The 20,780-nt window shown below is 68.8% G+C and carries 13 protein-coding genes; 11 read left to right on the forward strand and 2 right to left on the reverse strand.

What is annotated here, in order from left to right; all coding sequences use genetic code 11:
- Positions 1 to 16: 16 nt before the first annotated feature.
- On the forward strand, positions 17 to 2,122 hold the full coding sequence (locus ACWEOO_RS22950) for a DUF6351 family protein (RefSeq protein ID WP_452144720.1): 2,106 nt from the start codon (positions 17 to 19) through the stop codon (positions 2,120 to 2,122).
- On the opposite strand, the gene ACWEOO_RS22955 is transcribed toward ACWEOO_RS22950, so the two are convergent.
- Together ACWEOO_RS22955 and ACWEOO_RS22960 are read right to left on the reverse strand one after the other, a co-directional pair.
- On the reverse strand, positions 2,106 to 4,988 hold the full coding sequence (locus tag ACWEOO_RS22955) for a glycoside hydrolase family 2 TIM barrel-domain containing protein (RefSeq protein WP_452144721.1): 2,883 nt from the start codon (positions 4,986 to 4,988) through the stop codon (positions 2,106 to 2,108). The genes ACWEOO_RS22950 and ACWEOO_RS22955 overlap by 17 nt on opposite strands.
- A complete protein-coding gene (locus tag ACWEOO_RS22960) occupies positions 4,985 to 6,763 on the reverse strand; it encodes a glycoside hydrolase family 127 protein (RefSeq protein ID WP_452144722.1) in 1,779 nt (592 codons plus the stop codon). Before ACWEOO_RS22960 ends, ACWEOO_RS22955 begins: the two co-directional genes overlap by 4 nt.
- Positions 6,764 to 6,989: 226 nt before the next feature.
- On the opposite strand from ACWEOO_RS22960, the gene ACWEOO_RS22965 reads away from it, so the two are divergent.
- Genes ACWEOO_RS22965 through ACWEOO_RS23010 form a run of 10 tightly spaced genes read left to right on the forward strand, consistent with a single transcriptional unit; the run spans position 6,990 to position 20,733 of the window.
- Positions 6,990 to 9,383 (forward strand): Ig-like domain-containing protein, encoded by a 2,394-nt coding sequence (locus tag ACWEOO_RS22965; RefSeq protein WP_452144723.1) that lies wholly within the window; start codon positions 6,990 to 6,992, stop codon positions 9,381 to 9,383.
- Between the two features lie 10 nt (positions 9,384 to 9,393).
- Positions 9,394 to 11,385: an ABC transporter substrate-binding protein gene (locus tag ACWEOO_RS22970; protein WP_452144724.1), complete on the forward strand. Its 1,992-nt coding sequence runs from the start codon at positions 9,394 to 9,396 to the stop codon at positions 11,383 to 11,385.
- Entirely contained in the window at positions 11,385 to 12,383 is a 999-nt protein-coding gene (locus tag ACWEOO_RS22975) for an ABC transporter permease (protein ID WP_355700063.1), read from the forward strand. The genes ACWEOO_RS22970 and ACWEOO_RS22975 overlap by 1 nt, the downstream gene beginning before the upstream one ends.
- A 6-nt stretch (positions 12,384 to 12,389) precedes the next feature.
- Positions 12,390 to 13,532 carry an ABC transporter permease gene (locus tag ACWEOO_RS22980; RefSeq protein ID WP_452144725.1) on the forward strand — a complete coding sequence of 381 codons (1,143 nt, stop codon included), beginning with the start codon at positions 12,390 to 12,392 and terminating at the stop codon, positions 13,530 to 13,532.
- A 10-nt stretch (positions 13,533 to 13,542) separates the two neighbouring features.
- Entirely contained in the window at positions 13,543 to 14,541 is a 999-nt protein-coding gene (locus ACWEOO_RS22985) for an ABC transporter ATP-binding protein (protein WP_452144726.1), read from the forward strand.
- Positions 14,538 to 15,545 carry an ABC transporter ATP-binding protein gene (locus tag ACWEOO_RS22990; RefSeq protein ID WP_452144727.1) on the forward strand — a complete coding sequence of 336 codons (1,008 nt, stop codon included), beginning with the start codon at positions 14,538 to 14,540 and terminating at the stop codon, positions 15,543 to 15,545. Before ACWEOO_RS22985 ends, ACWEOO_RS22990 begins: the two co-directional genes overlap by 4 nt.
- Before the next feature lie 13 nt (positions 15,546 to 15,558).
- A complete protein-coding gene (locus ACWEOO_RS22995) occupies positions 15,559 to 17,109 on the forward strand; it encodes an ABC transporter substrate-binding protein (protein WP_452144728.1) in 1,551 nt (516 codons plus the stop codon).
- On the forward strand, positions 17,106 to 18,173 hold the full coding sequence (locus ACWEOO_RS23000; protein WP_452144729.1) for a sialidase family protein: 1,068 nt from the start codon (positions 17,106 to 17,108) through the stop codon (positions 18,171 to 18,173). The genes ACWEOO_RS22995 and ACWEOO_RS23000 overlap by 4 nt, the downstream gene beginning before the upstream one ends.
- On the forward strand, positions 18,170 to 19,567 hold the full coding sequence (locus ACWEOO_RS23005; RefSeq protein WP_452144730.1) for a DUF5060 domain-containing protein: 1,398 nt from the start codon (positions 18,170 to 18,172) through the stop codon (positions 19,565 to 19,567). The genes ACWEOO_RS23000 and ACWEOO_RS23005 overlap by 4 nt, the downstream gene beginning before the upstream one ends.
- Complete coding sequence (locus ACWEOO_RS23010; RefSeq protein ID WP_452144731.1) at positions 19,564 to 20,733, forward strand: DUF5605 domain-containing protein; 1,170 nt, start codon at positions 19,564 to 19,566, stop codon at positions 20,731 to 20,733. Before ACWEOO_RS23005 ends, ACWEOO_RS23010 begins: the two co-directional genes overlap by 4 nt.
- Positions 20,734 to 20,780 lie beyond the last annotated feature (47 nt).

The raw sequence follows: 20,780 nt of genomic DNA on the forward strand, positions 1-20,780 counted from the left end.
AACCTTGGAGGACCCCGTGAACCGACCAGTTCGCGTCATCGCGGCGCTGATCGCGGCCGCGCTCGTGGTCCCGGTGGTTCCGGCCGTGGCGTCCCGCGACGTCAAGCTGGAGATCCTGTCCGGCCGCCCGGACATGGTGACCGGCGGCGACGCGCTCGTCCATGTCGCGGTCCCGGACGCGGACGAGCCGGTGCGGGTGACGCTGAACGGCGCGGACGTGTCGTCGGCGTTCACCCCCGACGGCACCGGCGTGACGGGACTGGTCAGCGGCCTGCGGCCCGGGCCGAACGTTCTCCGCGCCGAGGCCGACGGGCAGCAGACGACGCTGGACGTCCAGAACCACCCGCGGCAAGGGCCGGTGTTCTCGGGACCGCATGAGCAGCCGTTCCTGTGTGAGACCGCGAAGTTCACCGTCCCGGTGATCGGCGGCACCCTGGGCGCCCCGCTGGACGCGGACTGCACGATTGCGCCGCGCGTCGACTACTTCTACCGGACGACCGCGGGCCAGTTCGCGAAGTGGCCGGCCGGCGCCACGGCGTACCCGGTTGATCTCGCGAAGACGGACTCCGGTGACCCGTTCATCGTCCGGATGGAGACCGGCAGCGCGAACCGGGCCGTGGTGCAGACCAGCATGCTGCACGACCCGCTGCGGGAGGCCGCGCCGACCCCGACGCGGCGGTCGTCAAGCTGGAACGGGCGGGCGATCTTCACGCTCGGCGGCGGCTGTGCCGGCGGGTGGTACCGGTCCGGCTCGACGACCGGCGGCGTCACCGACGCGTTCCTGCTCGGTCGCGGGTACGCGTTGCTGTCGTCGTCGCTGAACGTCTTCGGCCAGAACTGCAACGACCTGACCGCGGCCGAATCCGCGATGACGACGAAGGAGTTGTTCGTCGAGCACTACGGCCGGCCGGACTTCACGATCGGCTTCGGCTGCTCGGGCGGTTCGTACCAGGCACACCAGATCACCGACAACTACCCGGGCATCTTCGACGGGATCGTCGTCGGCTGCTCGTTCCCGGAGGTCGGGTTCGGCACGGTCTCGTTCATCAGCGACTCGTGGCTGCTGAACTCGTACTTCACCACGTCGGGTCTGGCGTGGACGCAGGAGCAGAAGCGCAAGGTCGCGGGCTTCCAGACGTACGCGACGCTGCCGAGCATGGCGGTGAGCGCGAACCGGATCGACCCGCGGAGCAACTGCTCCCACCTCCCCGCCGAGCAGCGCTACGACCCGGTGACGAACCCGCAGGGCGCGCGCTGCGACGTCTTCGACCACACGATCAACGCGTACGGCGCGGACCCGTCGAGCGGGTTCGCCCGGCGGCCGCTCGACAACGTCGGCGTGCAGTACGGGCTGAAGGTGCTGAAGTCCGGGGCGATCACGCCCGCGCAGTTCCTCGACCTGAACGAGCACGTCGGCGGCTTCGACGCGGACGCGAACCTGGTGCCGTCCCGGACCGCGGCCGATCCGCAGGCGGTGCGCGCGGCGTACCGGACCGGGCGGCTGACGAACGGCGGCGGCGGGCTGAAGGACGTGCCGATCATCGACTACCGGGCGTACTACGACACCCAGTCGTACGGCGACATCCACGTCCGGTACCACACGTTCTCGATGCGCGCCCGGCTGCAGGAGGCGAACGGTACGGCGGACAACCAGGTGAGCCTGCTCGAGGACGCGACGTACGGGCTGTTCAGCACCGCGAGCCCGATGCTGCAGCACGCCGTCGACGAGATGGACCGCTGGCTCACGCAATTGACGGCCGACACCACCGCGCGGCCGCGGATCGACAAGATCGTCGCGGCGCGGCCGTCCGGGCTGGTCGAGGGCTGCCGGGTTCCGTCGTCGACCGAGTTCGTCGCGCAGCCGCTGACCCGGGACCCGGCCTCGCGCTGCGAGAAGCTGTTCCCGTCGGCGTCGTTCCCGCGGGAGGTGGCCGGAGCCGGGGTCGCGGCGGACGTGATCAAGTGCGAGCTGCGGACGCCCAAACGGCCGGAATACCCCGGATTCACCGACGCACAGTGGAAGAAGCTGCGGACGATCTTCCCCGACGGGGTCTGCGACTGGTCGAAGCCGGGGATCGGTCAGCAGCCGTTGGCGGGGACGTGGATCAGCTTCCCAAGCTGAACCTGAAGGTGTGCTTGTGCGGTTGGAGGTCGTGCGGCGGGAGGATCGGCGCGTCGCTGGTCGGGCTGCCTAGGCCGTGTTGCAGGGCGTCCAGCGTGAGCCAGACGCGGTCGTCCGGGCGCAGGTCCGCCGGGTGCTCGGCCGCGGCCAGTTCGGCGGTCGTCCAGCGGCGGACCGTCAGCGCGACGTGCGGGTCGCCGGTCAGGCGCAGCTTGCCGGCCGCGCCGGAAAGCTCGGCCCAGCGGACGTCGCCGCGGGCACCGTTCTCCTGCGGATACAGGTACGGCACCTGGAGGTCGTCGACCGTGCTGGTATAGCGGCCGATCCGCGCCGCTGACCGCGAGTCCGGGTACGCCTGCCCCGGGCCCAACCCGAACCAGGTCATCGTGTGCAGGCCGCCCGGCAGCCCGAACGTGACGCCCAGCCGCGCCCACGGCACCGTCCACTCACCCAACGGCTCGACATCGACCTCGGCCATCAGCCGCTCACCGTCGCTGCGCCACCTGTACGTCGTCAGCACCCGCGCGTCCGTGGCGGCCGCACCGACCATCGTGGTGACCACCAGGCCGTCACTCGTCTGCTCGACGCCAACAGTCCGGTACCGCAGCCGGTCCAGTCCGGCGTTCGCCCACCGTGTCTTCCGGTCCAGCGTCGTCGCATCCCACGTCCGCGCGTCGTGCTGAGTAGGAGCCCGCCACAGTTCCAGCGGCACATGCTCCACCTCCCACCCCCAAAGCCCCACCAGCCGCCCGGTCCGCGCGTCGAACACCCCCGGCCCCACCGCGCAACCACTTCCCAACGTCGGACGTTCACCCCGAAGCTTGCCCGTTCCTGTGCCGGTATGCGGACTGCCAACGGGCAAGCCGCGAGGTTCACCCCTCAAACGGTCCGGGGGTAGCGGGACGAGGGCTTGGGTGCAGGTGACCTCGTGGCCTGCTGGGGCCCAGGCGCAGTCCTGCGTGAGGACGGCGCGGACTGTCAGCCAGCGTTCGGGGTTCTGGGCCGGCGGGGCGGGGAGCGTGATCGTGGCCGATTCGCCGGACGGGATGACCGGGACGTCCAGCGTGCCGCGGTCCACGACGATGCCTTCGTCGGCAACGTCCCAGAGGAACGACAGATGTGAGGTGTCGAGGACGTCGTACCTGTTGGTGACGGTCAGCACGTCGTCGGCGATCGTCAGACGGACCGGCTCGTAGACCTTGTGGACCTCGGCGAGGACCGGCTGCGGCGTCAGGTCGGGGAAGACGAGACCGTCGAGCACATACGTCCCGTCGTGGAGCTCCTCGCCGAAGTCGCCGCCGTAACCGTACGACCCGTCGGCACGCAGGATGCCGTGCTCCATCCACTCCCACAGGAACCCGCCCTGGCACCGTTCGTACCGGTCGAAGAGCTCCTCGTACTGCGGCAGCCCGCCAGGACCGTTGCCGCCGGCATGCGAATACTCGCAGAGCACGAACGGCATCGCCCGCCGCCGCGCGTCCAGCACCGGATCGTCCAACGGCCTCTCGGCGCGCTTCCCGATCGCCTCGACCTCGGCGTGCGACGCGTACATCCGGCTGTACACGTCCACGTCGGCGCACGTCAGGTCGCCCTCGTAGTGCACCGGCCGGGACGGATCCCGGTCCCGCGTCCACGCGGCCATCGCGGTCAGGTTCGACCCGACGCCGGCCTCGTTCCCGAGCGACCACATCACCACGCACGGGTGGTTCTTGTCGCGCTCGACCGTGCGGCGCATCCGGTCCAGCGACGCGTCCCGGAACCGCGGGTCGTCGGCCGGGTTCCCACGCCAGTCGAGCAGGAAGAACCCGTGCGACTCGTAGTCGCACTCGTCCATCACCCAGAACCCGAGCTCGTCGCACAGCTCCAGCAGCCGGGAGTCCGGCGGGTAGTGACTGGTCCGGATCGCGTTGATGTTGTGCCGCTTCATCACCAGCAGCTCTTCGCGCAGCCGCTCCAGCGGTACGGCGCGACCGAACACGGGATCGTGCTCGTGCCGGTTCACGCCGTGGAACACGATCCGCCGCCCGTTGACCCGTAGGACGCCGTCGACGATCTCCACGGTCCGGAACCCGATCCGCAGCGCGACCCGCTCGCCGGGCAGCTCCACGACCGCGTCGTACAACCGCGGCACCTCGGCCGACCACGGCTCGACGCCCGGGATCGCCACCGTCCTCCCGCTCGGCACCTCGACGTCCAGCTCCGGGATCCGCACGATCGCACCCGGCGCCGACTCGACCCGCAGTACGCCGGAACCGTCCACGTAGTCGGCGTGCACGAAGACGTCCGCGTCCACCGGCCGCGAGATCAGCGTGACATCACGGAAGATGCCTGGCAGCCACCACATGTCCTGATCCTCGAGGTACGACCCGGAGGACCACTGGTGCACGCGCACCGCCAGCACGTTCCGCCCCGGCCGCAGGACGTCGCTGACCGCGAACTCGGCCGGCAGCCGCGACCCACGCGTCACCCCGAGCTCGACCCCGTTCAGCCAGACCCGCGCACACGAGTCCACGCCGTCGAACCGCAACACGGTCGGATCGCTCCACGACGCCGGCAGCTCGAACGCCAGCCGATGGTCCCCGGTCGGGTTCTCGTCGGGCACGTACGGCGGGTCGACCGGGAACGGATACTTCTGGTTCGTGTACGCCGGACTGCCATGTCCGTGCATCGGCCACGACGACGGCACCGGCAACCAGTCCCAGTCGGAGTCGTCGAAGTCCGGCGCTTCGAAACCGGCCGGAGGCACCGACGGCGTCCAGCGGAATCGCCACTGCCCGTTCAGGCTCAACCGCGGCGCATCCGACCGTACGGCGGCCCGCGGCGGCAGCACGCCGTACCCGGGACCGGGATCCTCCCAGTAGTTCACGCGTCCTCCCGGATCCATACCGTCATCGGTCCGACCGTCCGGTTCGCCCAGGCGTAGTAGGGGATCGCGGTCAGCGTGCCGTCACGTGCCGGTACGTCGATGGTGGTCACGCCGCCGAGCAGGTCAGGTCGCTCCCGCTCGACCAGCTCGCCCGCGACGACCGCGGTGTGGTCGAGGACGACGTCCGCGTCCTGCTGCTCGAAGCAGTACACCAACGGGCCGCGTTCGATCGCGACGCAGCCACGCACCGCGTCGATCCGCTCGTCCGGCGCCGTCCGGCGCGCCGCGACCGGCAACTCCAGCACGACCTCGTCACCGACGGACCACACCCGTCGCAGCGGGCCTTCGTGCCCGTTCACCGTCAGCCGTTGGCTGTCCGCCCACGCCGGGATCCGCAGCCTGAGCGTCCACGGTGTGTCCGGAGTCGCTGTGATCCGCACCCGGACGGTCCCGTGCCACGGATACTCGGTCTCGATCTCGAAGCCGATCTCGCCCGCGCGCACCGAAGCCGGCGCGTAGAGGTGCACCTGCACCCCGTCGTCGTCCGCGGTCGCGACCAGCTGGTCGAGCGAGGACAGCGTGCGCATCACGTTCGGCGGGCAGCACGCCGTACCGAACCACGGCTGCCTGCCGCCCACGGCCGACCGTTGATCGTCGGCGAAGGCGTTGTGCCGGACCTTCAACGTGTTCACGTAGAAGAACCGGTCACCGTCGAGCGACACCCCGGAGATCACCGCGTTGTAGAGCGTCCGCTCGATCAGGTCGGCGTACTTGCTCTCGCCGGTCGCGAGCAACAGCCGCCAGCTCCACTGCACGCTCGCGATCGCCGCACACGTCTCGCAGTACGCCGCGTCCGGCGGCAGCTCGAACGGGTCGCCGAACGCCTCGCCGTACCAGCGGGAACCGAGTCCGCCGTTCAGGTACGTCTGGCTCTCGACCATCGTCGCCCACATCGCCCGCAACGTGCCGAGCAGTTCGTCGTCGCCGGTCTCCACCGCGACGTCGGTCGCGCCCGACGCCAGGTACAGCGCCCGGACCGCGTGCCCGGCGATCGTCCGGGTCTCGCGCACCGGACGGTGATCCTGGAAGTACGCCGGGCCGTGGTGACCCGGGGGAGTGAGCATCCCGTGGCCGCGGGCCTCGACGAAGTACGACGCCAGCTCCAGGTACGCCGCCGTACCGGTCTCGCGGTACAGGTCGACAAGGGCCGTCTCGATCAGGGGATGCCCGTCGACACCCTCCAGCCGGCCGGGGCCGAAGGTCTTGCACAGGTGATCGGCGAACCGGCACGCGACGTCGAGCAAGGTGCGATCCCCGGTTGCCCGCACCTGCGCCACCGCCGCCTGGAACAGATGTCCCGCGCAGTACAGTTCGTGCCCCTTCTCCAGGTCGCCGTACCGCTGCCCGTCCAGGACCAAATGAGTGTGGGTGTTGAGATAGCCGTCGGGCTCCTGCGCGGCGGCGACCAAGCCATTGGTGCCGACCTGCCAGGCGGCGAACTCGGCTGAGGGCTCGCGATCCTGCTCCCAGGCAACGGCTTCCAGCCATTTGTAGACGTCGGTGTCCGCGAACAGCTTGCCGGCGAAGGCCGCCTCGGTGCTCGAGTCGGCGTCGGTTTCCTGCCCGGCCGTCCGGCGGAAGTTGCGGAGCGTTCCGGCCTCCTCGAGCCGCTGTGCGGCGGCCGGGATGGTCGTGTCGCGGTTCGTGCGTTGCCGTTCCAACCAGAAGCCGCCGCTGATCCTGGTGCTGCCGTGGGGGAGTGGGCGCAAAGGCATGGAGGCTAGGTAACCACTGGCGCGGACGATCCGGCAAGAGTTCGTGCAAACGATTGCGATCGAGAAAATCTCTGCCTGCAAACGATTGCAACTTTCCGGCGTCACGCTCTTGACATGCCTTCGTAACCTCCGTGAGCATGAGGGCCGTCGTTCCATTCGGAGTTGACTAGATATTCAGACTGCGCGACTCAGCAGCCGCCCCCCTGCCGAAAGCGAGGCATGGACGATGACAGAAACTCTCCCAGGCGAAGCCCCGGCGCCGGGCTGGTCCCGGCGTGGATTCGTCGGGACCACCGCGGCCGCCATCGGTGTCGCATCGCTCGGCATCACGCCGACGGCGACCGCCGCAGCGACCGCGAAGACCGCCGGCGCCACCGCGAACGAGGACCGGCTGCCGGCCTTCCCGGGCGCCGAGGGCGCCGGGATGTGGGCCAAGGGTGGCCGCGGTGGCTCCGTGTACGAGGTGACCACGCTGGCCGATTCCGGACCCGGATCGCTGCGGGACGCGGTCTCCGGCTCCGACCGGACGATCGTGTTCCGGGTCTCCGGCACGATCCAGCTGCAGTCGGGCCTGAAGATCGCCGGGAGCAACCTGACGATCGCCGGACAGACCGCGCCCGGCGGCGGGATCTGCGTGGCGGGCTACGGCACCAACATCAGCGGCGGCGCGCACGACATCGTGATGCGCTACCTGCGGTTCCGGCTCGGCGACGAGAACGCGGTCGCCGACGACGCCTTCAACACCAACGTGCCGGGCTCGGTGAGCCCGCAGATCCGCAACCTGATCATCGACCACTGCTCGTTCAGCTGGGCGGTCGACGAGTGCCTGTCGCCGTACGGGAACTTCGACGTCACCGTCCAGTGGTGCATCGTCTCCGAGGGCCTGGCGCTGTCCGCGCACCCGAAGAACCGGCACGGGTACGGCGGCATCTGGGGCGGCGAGCGGAACACGTACCACCACAACCTGGTCGCCCACCAGGGCGGCCGGCAGCCGCGCTTCGGCTACACCGAGGGCATCAACCTCGAGGTCGACCACTACAACAACGTGATCTACGACCACGGGTACACCTCGGTGTACGGCGGTGAGTGGGCCAACGGCATCAACATCATGAACAACTTCTACAAGCCGGGCCCGACCACGCTCGACGAGGTCGCGCCGGTCGTGGTGAGCGCCAACCGTGGCGGCCAGTGGTACGTCGCCGGCAACCAGGTCGAGGGCCACCCGGAGGTCACGGCGCACAACCGGCGCGGCATCCGGTACCCGATCGGCGGCATCGTCGAACTGGCCGAGCCGCAGCCGATCCCGGGCCGCGGCGAGCTCCAAGCGGCCGGCAAGGCGTACGAGGCGGTGCTCGCCGGAGCCGGCGCGATCCTGCCCCGGCGCGACGCCGCCGACGCCCGGATCGTCGACGAGGTCCGCAACGGCACCGGGCGGCTGATCAACTCGCAGAAGCAGGTCGGCGGCTACCCGGACCTGGCCCGGACCGAGGCGCCGGTGGACTCCGACCACGACGGCATCCCGGACTGGTGGGAGCAGGCGAACGGGCTCGACCCGAACGACCCGTCGGACGCGCAGAAGATCGCGCCGAACGGCTACACCTACCTGGAGAACTACCTCAACTCGCTGGTCCCGGACCCGGTCGGCAACCCGGCCGTGCGGATCACCAGCCCGGCGCAGAACCAGACGTTCGCCGGCCGGACCGCGCCGACCGTGACGATCAAGGCCGACGTTTCCGCCGCGAAGGGCGGGCAGCTGGCCAAGGTCGAGTTCTTCGCCGGTGACCAGGTGATCGGCACCGCGACGAGCGCGCCGTACCAGGTGCAGTGGAAGAACGTTGCTGATGGCTCCTACTGGGTCACGGCGCGGGCCACCGACCGCAACGGTACGGCGACCCAGTCGACCGCCGTCCAGCTGCACGTCAACAAGCAGGTGGGTACGGCGGGCTGGACGTCGGCCTCGGTCGGGAAGCCGCCGGTGCCGGGATCCGGGAGCCTGGACGGCGGGGTCCTGACCATCAAGGGCTCCGGCCGGATCTACGGGCGGAGCAGCAACTTCCACTACGTGTACCGCAAGCTCCAGGCCGGCGGTGCCGGCGCGGTCTCGCAGATCACCGCGCGGCTGGACAAGATCAGCAAGATCGCCAACGGGCTGACCGCGGGCCTGATGATCCGCGACTCGCTCGACCCGGCCGCGCCGTTCATGTACGGCGGGATCGGCTTCGGCGTCGCGGGCGGGTACGGCACGGTCAACGACAACGCGAGTGCCGCGCCGACGGCCACCGACGACGGCGGCATGAAGGCGCAGGCGATCCGGATCCAGACCCACGGCTCGGTGCCCAGCGTCGGCCCGTGGCCGTGGGACGGCAGCTACCTGGATCCCACGAAGGTGTACTGGCTGCGGCTGCTCCGGCGCGAGCGCCCGCAGTTCCGGGACGTCGAGTTCGAGGCGTTCATCTCCACGGATCAAGTCAAGTGGGACCGCTTCGGCTACGAGAAGCTCGTGATGCCGAACCGCTCCTTCTACATCGGGTTCGCCATCGACGGCGGCCTTCTGGACGACAACGGTCTCGTCGACTACGGGACCGCGCAGTTCAGCAACATCACGCTCGAGCAGCAGTGAGGTCATGACGATGACAAGAGGGTCTGAGAGCAAGATCGATCGACGGCGGCTGCTGCAGGGCGGTCTCGGCCTGCTGGCCGTCGCCACCGTCCCCGGCTGCGGCTTCTTCGACACCAAGCCGGCCGGGGCCGGTGCGCAAGCCGCCGCGGTCGGCGAGAAGGAATCGCCGATGCTGAAAGCCCTGGTGGACAAGGGCACGCTGCCGCCGCTGGCGGACCGGCTCCCGAAGAACCCGCCGGTGATCAAGCCCCTCGACGGCAAGGCGATGTACGGCGGCACCTGGCGGTCGGCGATGCTGACCCAGGAGGACACCCAGTGGCTGTGGTACGCGATGCGCTACGAGCCGCTGCTGCGCTGGAAGCCCGACAAGGTCGGCAAGCCCGGCTACGACGAGATCGAGGCGAACACCTGCGAGTTCACGGTCGGTGCCGAGAGCAAGGTCTACACCTTCACCCTGCGTGAGGGCATGAAGTGGTCCGACGGCAAGCCGTGTACGGCGGACGACCTGATCTTCACGATCCTCGAGGTGCAGTGCGACGAGGGTCTGCACCCGGACGGTCTGTACGACGCGTTCACGTCGCCGGACACCGGGAAGATCGCGAAGGTCGAGAAGGTCGACGAGCGCACGATCAAGATGACCTACAGCTCGCCGCAGCCGTCGCTGCTGGTGCAGATCGCCGACGGCATCTTCGAGCGTGAAGGCGCCTACGGGATGCTGCTGCCGAAGCACTACTTCCAGCAGTTCCACCTGAAGTACAACAAGAATGCGAACGCGCTGGCGAAGAAGGCCGGTGTCGGCAGCTGGACCGATCTGTTCTCGCAGAAGCAGAACCCGTGGACCAACCCGGAGCAGCCGACGCTGGCGCCGTGGAAGGTGACCACCGCGCTCGGCAAGGGCTCCGCGGTCACGCTGACCCGGAACCCGTACTACTGGAAGGTCGACGACCAGGGCCGGCAGCTGCCGTACATCGACAACTGCCGCGTCGAGGTCGTCCAGGACGCCCAGGTCGAGCTGCTCAAGGTGATGAACGGCGAGTTCGGCATGCAGTACCGGAACTTCGGGACGCCGCAGAACAAGCCGGTCGTCGCACAGAACCGGGAGAAGGGCGGCTACAAGATCTTCGAGGTGCCGACCCAGCTCACCAACACGATGGTCCTCGGCCTCAACCTGACCCACAAGGACCCGGTCAAGCGGGCGCTGTTCTCCAACAAGGAGTTCCGGGCCGGTCTGTCGCACGCGATCAACCGCAAGGAGGTCATCGACGCGGTCTACGCCGGCCAGGGGGAGCCCTGGCAGGGTGCGCCGCCGAAGGACTCGCCGTACTACAACGAGCAGCTGGCCACGCAGTTCCTGGAGTTCGACGCCGCCAAGGCGAACCAGCACCTGGACGCGGCCGGGCTGACCAAGAAGTCGGCGGACGGCAAGCGGCTCGGTGCGGACGGGAAGCCGGTGTCGGTCGCCGTGCTGGTCAGCGAGTCGTTCCCGGACCACGTCGAGGCGATCGAGTTCGTCAAGAAGCGCTGGGCCGCGGTCGGGATCGAGCTGCGCACGCAGGCGGTCAGTGAAGACCTCTACAAGGAGCGGGTCAAGGCCAACGACCACGACGCCGGCACCTGGACCTGCGGCACGTTCGTGCTGCCCACCGGGACCGGCGGCGACCACTACTGGGTGCCGACCAACGACGGCAGCGCGCGATACGGCATCGGCTGGGCGCAGTGGTACCAGTCGAAGGGCGAGGAAGGCGTACAGCCGCCGGCCGAGATCAAGAAGCAGATGGAGCTGTTCACCCAGGCACGGCAGGAGCCCGACCCGGCGAAGACGCTCGACCTGGGCAAGCAGATCCTGCAAATCGCGGCCGACCAGTTCTACTACATCGGCATCAGCTCGGTCCCGAACACGTACGGCGTGGTGAAGAACGACTTCCACAACGTGCCGGCCACGATGAGCGAATCGGTCGCCCCGGGCATCGTCCACCCCGAGCAGTTCGCGATCGGCCAGTAATGCTGCGCTTCGTGGCCCGGCGGCTGGTCTGGATGGGCATCACGCTGGCGGCGATCTCGTTCGTCACCTTCGTGGTCATCAAGCTGCCGCCGGGCGACTACACCACCACGGTGATCGCGAACGCGGAGGCCCGCGGCCAGGACATCCCGGACTCGCAGATCGCCGAGCTGAAGCGGCACTACGGGCTCGACAAGCCGTTCATCGTGCAGTACCTCACCTGGATCAAGGGCGTCGTACTGCACGGTGACCTCGGCCAGTCCTTCGCCTGGAACCAGTCGGTGGCCAGCCTGATCGGCAACCGGGTGCTGCTGTCGATGGTGCTGTCGATCGCGAGCCTGCTGTTCGTCTGGGCGATCGCGTTCCCGATCGGCATCTACAGCGCGCTGCGGCAGTACTCCGGCGGCGACTATCTGGCCTCGTTCCTCGGCTTCATCGGGATGGCCGTGCCGGAGTTCATGCTCGCGCTGGTGATGATGTACATCGGGTTCCGGTACTTCGGCCAGAGCGTCGGCGGACTCTTCTCACCGGAGTACGCCGACGCGGCCTGGAACCTGGGCAAGCTGCTCGACCTGTTGTCCCACCTGTGGATCCCGATCGTGGTGGTCGGCGTCGCCGGGACGGCCGGCCTGATCCGGATCACCCGGGCCAACTTGCTCGACGAGTTGCACAAGCCGTACGTCGCGACCGCCCGGGCGAAGGGCCTGCCGGAGTGGAAGCTGCTGCTCAAGTACCCGGTCCGGATGTCGCTCAGCCCGTTCTTCAGCACGGTCGGCTGGCTGCTGCCCGGCCTGATCAGCGGCGAGACGATCGTGTCGGTCGTGATGAGCCTGCCGACCAGCGGTCCGCTGCTGCTCGGGGCGGTGAAGAGCCAGGACATGTACCTGGTCGGCAGCTTCGTGCTGATCCTCAGCACGCTGACGGTGATCGGCACGATGCTCAGCGACCTCGCACTGGCCTGGTGGGATCCGCGGATCCGTACCCGGTTCCAGAAGGGATAGATCTGAATGGTCCAGCAGACCGAGGCGATCGCTCCTGACAGCTCGCACGAAGTGCCGGCGGAGGTGGTGAAGAGCCTTCGCGACCACGGCGCGCTGCCGCAGTGGCGGCTGATGTGGCGGCAGTTCCGCCGGCACCGGCTGGCGCTGATCGGGCTGATTGTGCTGGTCCCGATCTACTTCGTCGCGATCTTCGCGGGCTTCTTCGCCCCGTCCAGCGCCGACACCGCGCACACCTCGCTGCCGTACGCCCCACCGCAGCGGATCCATGTCGACGCCGAGCACGGGATGTTCGTGTACGGGTACTCGTCGACGCGCAACCAGGAGACGTTCGAGCAGACCTTCACCGTCGACACGTCGAAGATCGTCGACATCGGGTGGTTCGTGCGCGGCGACGAGTACTCGATCCTGGGCCCGATCAAGTCGAACATCCACCTGATCGGTCCGACGACGGCCGGCGAGCCGTTCTTCCTGGTCGGCGCCGACCAGTCCGGCCGCGACCTGCTGTCCCGGCTGATCCACGGCGCCCGGGTGTCGTTGTCGATCGGACTCGTCGGCGTGTTCGCGAGCTTCGTGCTCGGCATGCTGATCGGCGGTATCTCCGGCTACCTGGGCGGCACGGTCGACAACATCATCCAGCGGATCATCGAGTTCATCATGTCGGTCCCGACGCTGCCGCTGTGGATGGCGCTGTCGGCCGCCCTTCCGGGCAGTTGGGGACCGTTGACCAGGTACTTCGCGATCACCGTGATCCTCTCGCTGATCGGCTGGACCGGGCTGGCGCGGGACGTCCGCGGCCGGTTCCTGAGCCTGCGCGAGGAGGACTTCGTGATGGCGGCCCGGCTGGACGGCGTCGGCCGGACCGGGATCATCTTCGGCCACATGGTGCCGTCGTTCGCCAGTCACATCATCGCGTCGATCTCGATGGCGGTGCCGCGGATGATCCTCGCCGAGACCAGCCTGTCGTTCCTCGGCCTCGGTCTGCAGCCGCCCGCGGTGAGCTGGGGCGTGCTGCTCGAGGGCGCGCAGAACATCCGCGCGGTCGCGACTGCGCCGTGGCTGCTGACACCCGGCCTCGCGGTCGTGGTGGTCGTCCTGGCCATGAACTTCGTCGGCGACGGTCTGCGCGACGCCGCGGATCCCTACAAGTGAGGACCCTCTGATGCAACCGCTACTGGAAGTGCGCTCGTTGAGGACTCACTTCGAGCTCGGCGACGGGGTCGTGAAGGCCGTCGACGGCGTCAGCCTGTCGGTGCCACGTGGCCGGACGCTGGCCGTGGTCGGCGAGTCCGGGTGCGGCAAGAGCGTCACCGCCCGGTCGATCCTGCGGCTGGTGGAGAAGCCGGCCCGGATCGTCGGCGGCGAGATCCTGCTGTACGACGACGCACCGGGCAGCGAGCCGCTCGACCTGCTGGCCGCGAAGGACAAGCGGCTGCGGCAGGTGCGCTGGGCCGACATCGCGATGGTGTTCCAGGAGCCGATGGCGTCGCTCAGCCTGGTGCACACGATCGGCGACCAGATCGTCGAGGCGATCCGGCTGCACGAGCACGTCGGCAAGCAGGTCGCCCGGGAGCGCGCGATCGAGATGCTCGGCCGGGTCGGCATCCCCAACCCGCAGCGCCGCGTGGACTCGTACCCGTTCCAGCTCAGCGGCGGCATGCGGCAGCGCGCGATGATCGCGATGGCGCTGTCGTGCCGGCCGCGGCTGCTGATCGCGGACGAGCCGACGACCGCGCTCGACGTCACCACCCAGGCGCAGATCCTGGACCTGCTGCAGGACCTGCAGCAGGAGTTCGGGATGGCGATCATGCTGATCACGCACGACCTCGGCGTCGCGGCGCAGGTCGCCGACGAGGTTGCGGTGATGTACCTCGGCGAAGTCGTCGAGCAGGGGCCGGCGTCCGCCGTACTCAGCCGGCCCAAACACCCTTACACACAAGCACTTGTGCGTTCGGTGCCCAGACTCGGTGCGCGCGGGCAGGAGCGGCTGGTCGCAGTCCGCGGGACCGTACCGCCGCCGTACGAGCGGCCGTCGGGGTGCCGGTTCCACCCGCGATGCGACGCGTTCATGGCCGGGAAGTGCGACACGACCGTGCCGCTCCGGGTGCGCAGCGACGAGATCGACGTTGCCTGTCTGCTGTACGGCGAGGAGAAGTCATGACGTTGCTGGAGACACGTGGGCTGACCATGCACTTCCCGCTGCACGGCGGGTTCCTCGGGCGGAACCGGGGCTTCGTGAAGGCGGTCGACGGTGTCGACCTGTCGATCCAGGCCGGCCGGACGCTCGGGCTCGTGGGTGAGTCGGGCTGCGGGAAGACGACCCTCGGCCGCTGCATCGTCCGCGCCTACGAGCCGACCTCGGGCAGCATCATGTTCGACGGTGTCGACCTGGCGCCGCTGAGCGAGAAGCAGCTGAAGCCGTACCGCGGCCAGGTCCGCCTGATCTTCCAGGACCCGCACTCCTCGCTCGACCCGCGCAAGACGCTGCGCGACATCATCGCCGAGCCGCTCCGGGTGCAGGCGGCGGGGTCGCGCGACGAGATCGACGACAAGGTCGCCGCGCTGCTGCGTCGCGTCGGGCTGCGGGCCGAGTACGCGCACCGCTACCCGCACGCGTTCAGCGGCGGCGAGCGGCAGCGGGTTGTGATCGCGCGGGCGCTCGCCACCGAGCCGCGGCTGGTGGTCGCGGACGAGGCGGTCAGCGCGCTCGACGTGTCGGTCCGGGCCCAGATCCTCAACCTGCTGCGGGATCTGCAGGAGGAGTCCGGCCTCACCTACCTGTTCGTGTCCCACGACCTCGGCATCGTCGAGCACGTCGCCGACGACGTCGCGGTGATGTACGTCGGCAAGCTCGTCGAAAGCGCGACGACCGAGGAGCTCTACACCAGACCCCTGCACCCGTACACCGAGGCGCTGCTGAGCGCCGTACCGGATCCCGATCCCGCCTCCCGCGGGCTCCGCGAGCGCATCAAGTTGCGCGGCGAGATCGCGGACCCGTCGAAGGTGCCGTCCGGCTGCCCGTTCCACCCGCGGTGCGGGTACGCCGAGGCGCGGTGCAAGACCGAAGTCCCGCAGCTGCGCGAGATCGGCGGCCGCAAAGTCGCGTGCCACCTGGCCGAGCAGCTCGACCTGAAGGGTGTCCTCACGGCCACCACCGCCCCGTAGGAAAGGTCATTCCATGTCTGAAGCTCAGAACGCCGAGCGTCCTTCCGCTTCGTCCGACGGCCCCGGCCTGTCGCGTCGCGGCTTCGTCCGCAACAGCGCGCTGCTCGGCGGCCTGGCCGCCCTGGGCGGCGTGCTCCCGGCCGGGACCGCCGCCGCTGCCACCACCAGCTCCACCACCGCCACGTCGCGCGGCAGCGTGAGCTCCGCGACCGGTGTCGTCGACATCCCGAACAAGTACAACGTGCCGTTCTCGGTCGCCGACGACGAGCTGTTCGTCTTCGCCGCCAACTTCAAGCCGTTCGAGCTCGGCGGCAACGACCAGGGCCGGGAGGCTACCCGGTACTTCGACACCGTCTTCGGTGACGCGATCCGGGCCAAGTTCCCGAACATCAAGCTGAAGTACGCCACCTGGGACTACCCGATCCGGTACGAGGACATGGCCAAGGCCGGCCGGGTGCCGGACCTGATCCTGGAGGACCCGCGGCTGCGGATCGACCGGGACCTCGAGCCGCTGGGCTGGACCCAGGACATCACCGGACTGGTGCAGCAGGCCGGCATCGACCTGACCGCGCTGAACGTCGGCTCGGTCGAGCAGATCAAGTCCCGCTCCGACGGCGGCCTGTACGGCGTCCCGCTCTGGATCGACGAGAGCCTGCTGTTCTACAACAAGCTGATCTTCGACAAGTTCGGCGTCCGGTACCCGACGGCAGGGTCGACGTACGACGACGTCTACAAGCTCGCGCAGAAGCTCACCCGGCAGGACGGGATCCACCACTACAAGGGCTACATGCAGCACCCGGACAACTACCTCGCGATGAACCAGCTCGGGCTCTACCCGTTCGTGCCCGGTTCGAGCGAGCAGCCGGCGCCGGAGGACGTGAAGGTCAACCTGACCAGCGCGGAGTGGAAGACCGTCGCGAACAACATGTACCGGTTCCTGATGATCCCGCGGAACAACTTCACCACCGTGGACGACTTCTTCAAGGGCGACATGAGCTTCCCCGGGCATCTCGCGATGGCGGTGAACAACCTGTCGAAGCTGAACGCGTACGCGCTCAGCGCGTACTACGTCGAGGAGGACGACGCGGCGCAATTCGCCGAGTGGGCCAAGAGCGTGAAGATCGGCGTCACCTCGATGCCGGTGCTGTCGCGCGGGTCGAAGACGATCTACCAGCCGGACACCCGGGCCGCGTTCATCCCGCCGCAGTCGCAGCACAAGGACCAGGCGCTGGACGTGATCAAGTACCTGGTGTCGGAGGAGATGCAGACGCGGATCTCGTCGTACGGCATGAAGGCGGTGCTGAAGACCGACGCGGTCGTGAACGCGTTCGGTACGGCGATCCCGGAGCTCGCGGCGGTCGACACGTCGGCCGTCTACTGGGGCGACAACGCGGTGATCAAGAACTACCAGAACACCGAGTACTGGGACATCCCCCTGTACAAGGTGTTCCGGCAGCACGTCCTCAAGGACGGCATGGACGTCGACTCGTCGCTGCTGGTCACCGAGACGCAGGACATCCCCGACTACATCAAGGCGCAGGTCGCCCGCGGGCTCACATGGTGATCGATCCCAGGTTCGACGGCCGCATCCGCGAGGGTGCGGCCCTCCTGCCCACCATCCACCCCGGCGACAGCCACGCCGCCACCCTCGTCGAGACCGAGGCCGGCGACCTGCTCTGCGCCTGGTTCAACGGGCCGGGGGAGGGCGAGCCGGACACGAACATCGTGCTCTCCCGCCTCCCGGCCGGCTCCGACACCTGGCTGCCGCCCGTGCAACTGTCCTCCGACCCGCGCAGGTCGGAACAGAATCCGCTGCTGTTCGTCGCCCCGCCGGCGGGTGAGGTCTGGCTGCTGCACACCTCGAACGAACCGCATGACCAGTCGAGCTCGCGGGTGATCCGGCGGGTCTCACCCGACGGCGGGGTCACCTGGGAGCGGAGTGAGGTGCTGTTCGACCACCTCGGTTCGTTCATCCGGAACCCGATTGTTGTGCTGAGCAACGGTGACTGGCTGCTGCCGGCGTACGACTGCGACAAGACCGCCGAGCGCACGGTGCTGAAACTGAGCACCGACCAAGGCTCGACCTGGTCCACCGTGGAGGTGCCGGATGCGGTCGGACAGGTGCAGATGAGCATCGCCGAGCTGTCACCGGGCGAACTCGTCGGCTACTACCGCAGCCGCGCCGCCGACCGCATCCACCGGTCGGTGTCGAAGGACAACGGCCGCACCTGGACCGCTCCCGAGAAGACCACTCTGCCGAACAACAACTCGGCGATCCAGGTGCTCCGGCTCAGCGACGGTCGGCTCGTCATGGTGTTCAACGACTCGTGCGCCGACCGCGACCAGTTCCGCTGGGTCGACGACGGCAAGGGCGGCGTCCGCCGGAAGACCCTGCGGACCCCGCTGACGCTGGCGCTGTCCGAGGACGACGGCGCCACCTGGCCGTACTGGCGCAACCTCCAGGTGCAGGACGAGGAGTACCGCGACAACGAGTTCGGCTACTCGTACCCGACGCTGCTGCAGACCCGCGACGGCCGGCTGCACGTCGCGTACTCGTACCTGCGCAAGACCATCAAGCACGTGATCCTGGCGCCCGAGTGGATCCAGGCAGGAGACCGATTGCCATGAGTATCGAGAAGTGGGGCCTGCACGAGCTCACCCTGACCGGGCCGTCCGGCGGCAACCCGTTCGTCGATGTGGAGTTCCAGGTCACCTACCAGTTCCGGAACCGGATGGTAACCGTCGACGGCTTCTACGACGGCGACGGGGACTACCGTGCGCGGTTCTCACCGGACCGTGAGGGGGAGTGGTCGTACATCACGTCCAGCTCCGCCCCCGAATTGGACGGCCACCACGGCACCTTCACCTGCGCTCCACCGGGCCAGGGCAACCACGGACCGGTCGACGTGCTCGGCAGGCACCACTTCTCGTACGCCGACGGCAGTCGCTACGACTGCATCGGCACCACCTGCTACCACTGGACGTACGAGACGAAGGAGCTCCAGGAGCTCACGCTCGAGTCGTTGCGCGAGGCACCCTTCGACAAGGTCCGGATGTGCCTGCTGCCCACGGACGGGATGCGCCCGGAGCGCACCCCGTTCGCGGGCTCGACCCCCGGCGCCGTCGACGTTGACCGGTACGACCCGGAGTTCTTCCAGCACTTCGAGAGCCGCGTCGCCGATCTGCTGGCTCTCGGCATCCAGGCGGACCTGATCCTGTTCCACCCGTACGACCGCGGCGTGTGGGGCTTCGACCGGATGACCCCGGCGCAGGACGCGGCGTACCTGCGGTACGTCGTCGCGCGGCTGGCGGCGTACCGCAACGTCTGGTGGTCGCTGTCGAACGAGTACGACTTCAACCACGAGAAGACGATCGCGGACTGGGACCGGCTGCTCCAGCTGGTACAGCGCTACGACCCGTACCAGCGGCTGCGGTCGATCCACAACGGCACCAAGATGTACGAGGTCTTCACGCCGTACGACTTCGGCAAGCCGTGGATCACCCACCAGAGCGTGCAGCACTGGGACGGCGCCGAGGTCGCGGCGTGGCGGGACTGCCCGAAACCGGTGGTGATCGACGAGATCGGCTACGAGGGCAACGCCGGCCGCCGCTGGGGCAACCTGACCGCGGACGAGATGGTGCACCGGTTCTGGCAGGGCATGGCGCTCGGCGGGTACGTCGGACACGGCGAGTCGTTCGTCGACCGCGAGACCCGGGCGTGGATCTCGATCGGCGGCCGGCTGTACGGCGACAGCCCGGAGCGGATCGACTTCCTGCGGGCCGTGTTCGCCGGACTGCCACGGCAGTCGGACGGCGAGGTCGACACCGACCGCTGCGTCCTGCACTACCTCGGCGACCGGCAGCCGTCGGCCGTGGAACTCGATCTGCCGGACGGATCGCCGTTCCACTTCGACCTGATCGACACCCGCGCGATGACCATCACCCCGCTGGCCGAGTACACCGGCCCGAGCCGCATCCCGCTGCCCGCCACCCCGTACCTCGCCCTGAGAGGCACCCGATGACGTCAGTAGCACGCTGGGACGTGCTCGAACTACCCGTTGCCGGACCGACCGGCGTGCACTTCCGGCACGCGTCCGGCGCCACCGCCTACGCGGAGTCGTTCCAGTCGGGAGACAGCTGGCTCGTCCGGTTCAGCCCGGACCTGGAAGGCGAGTGGTCGGGGTCGTCCGGTATCGAGTTCACCTGCACGCCGGGGACCTCGCGTGGTCCGGTCCGGCGTTTCGGGACGGCGCTGCGATGGGCGGACGGTACGCCGTACCACCCGCTGACGACGTCGTGGTTCGGCCGCCCCGACCGATGGGCCGCGGCGCGTCCCGCGATCGCGGCGTCGCCGTTCAACCGCGTCCGGCTCGCATTCTCGGAGACCATCGAGGACCAGGTCCGCGACCTCCTGACGGCCGGCATCGTCGCCGACGTGAGCCTCCCGCTGGACGAGGCGACCATCCGCGCCACGGTGAACCGCTTGTCCGCGTACCGCAACGTCACCTGGTGCCTCTCGCCGACCAGCACACCGCAGGCCACGGACGTCCGCCGGCTGGCCGAGCTCATCGCCGAACTCGATCCCAGCCAGCACCTGATCTCGATGCACGAGGCAACCGATCCCGGACCGCCCTGGCTGACCCACCTCAGCGTCCGCCTCGAGAACCTGCGTGGTGTCTCGGCCCTTCGCCGCGACTACGCCAAACCCGTCTTCGTCGACGCCTGCGGCCACGAAGGCAACGGCACCACCCCCGACACCAGCCTCCGCCCCGAGGAGATGCTCACCCGCATCTGGGAGGGCACGGTCCGCGGGGCGTACGTAACCCATGGCGAGTGGTACGTCGACACACCTTGGTCAGCCGGGGGTAGTCGGCCGACGGGAGTTGTGGCGCAGCGGCTTCGGTTGTTGCGTGAGGTCCTCGACGAGCTGCCGGACGGTGTCGAGCCCATCGACGACTACCGCGACGCCCCGACCCTCGCGGTGCCAGGCTCGTACTACCTGCAGTACCTCGGCGAGCACCAGTTCCCCGACCGCACGTTCTCGCTCCCGAAGGGCGTGTACGACGTCGACGTGCTGGACGTGTGGAACCACTCGGTACGCCGAACCCGTGAGAACGTCACCGACACGCTGACCGTCCGGCTGCCCGGCACGCAGTACCAGGCCATCCAGATCCGCCGGACGTCCTGATGCCACCGCTCACGTCGGGACCCCGCCAAGCCGAACTCCGCCGTACC

The sequence above is a fragment of the Kribbella sp. NPDC004138 genome (assembly GCF_053603655.1).

What these genes read in the sequence shown, in the direction of transcription:
- ACWEOO_RS22960 (WP_452144722.1), bottom strand. Translation starts at nt 6,763, where the DNA reads ATGCCTTTGCGCCCACTCCCCCACGGCAGCACCAGGATCAGCGGCGGC.
- ACWEOO_RS22965 (WP_452144723.1), top strand. Translation starts at nt 6,990, where the DNA reads ATGACAGAAACTCTCCCAGGCGAAGCCCCGGCGCCGGGCTGGTCCCGG.
- ACWEOO_RS22970 (WP_452144724.1), top strand. Translation starts at nt 9,394, where the DNA reads ATGACAAGAGGGTCTGAGAGCAAGATCGATCGACGGCGGCTGCTGCAG.
- ACWEOO_RS22975 (WP_355700063.1), top strand. Translation starts at nt 11,385, where the DNA reads ATGCTGCGCTTCGTGGCCCGGCGGCTGGTCTGGATGGGCATCACGCTG.
- ACWEOO_RS22980 (WP_452144725.1), top strand. Translation starts at nt 12,390, where the DNA reads ATGGTCCAGCAGACCGAGGCGATCGCTCCTGACAGCTCGCACGAAGTG.
- ACWEOO_RS22985 (WP_452144726.1), top strand. Translation starts at nt 13,543, where the DNA reads ATGCAACCGCTACTGGAAGTGCGCTCGTTGAGGACTCACTTCGAGCTC.
- ACWEOO_RS22990 (WP_452144727.1), top strand. Translation starts at nt 14,538, where the DNA reads ATGACGTTGCTGGAGACACGTGGGCTGACCATGCACTTCCCGCTGCAC.
- ACWEOO_RS22995 (WP_452144728.1), top strand. Translation starts at nt 15,559, where the DNA reads ATGTCTGAAGCTCAGAACGCCGAGCGTCCTTCCGCTTCGTCCGACGGC.
- ACWEOO_RS23005 (WP_452144730.1), top strand. Translation starts at nt 18,170, where the DNA reads ATGAGTATCGAGAAGTGGGGCCTGCACGAGCTCACCCTGACCGGGCCG.
- ACWEOO_RS23010 (WP_452144731.1), top strand. Translation starts at nt 19,564, where the DNA reads ATGACGTCAGTAGCACGCTGGGACGTGCTCGAACTACCCGTTGCCGGA.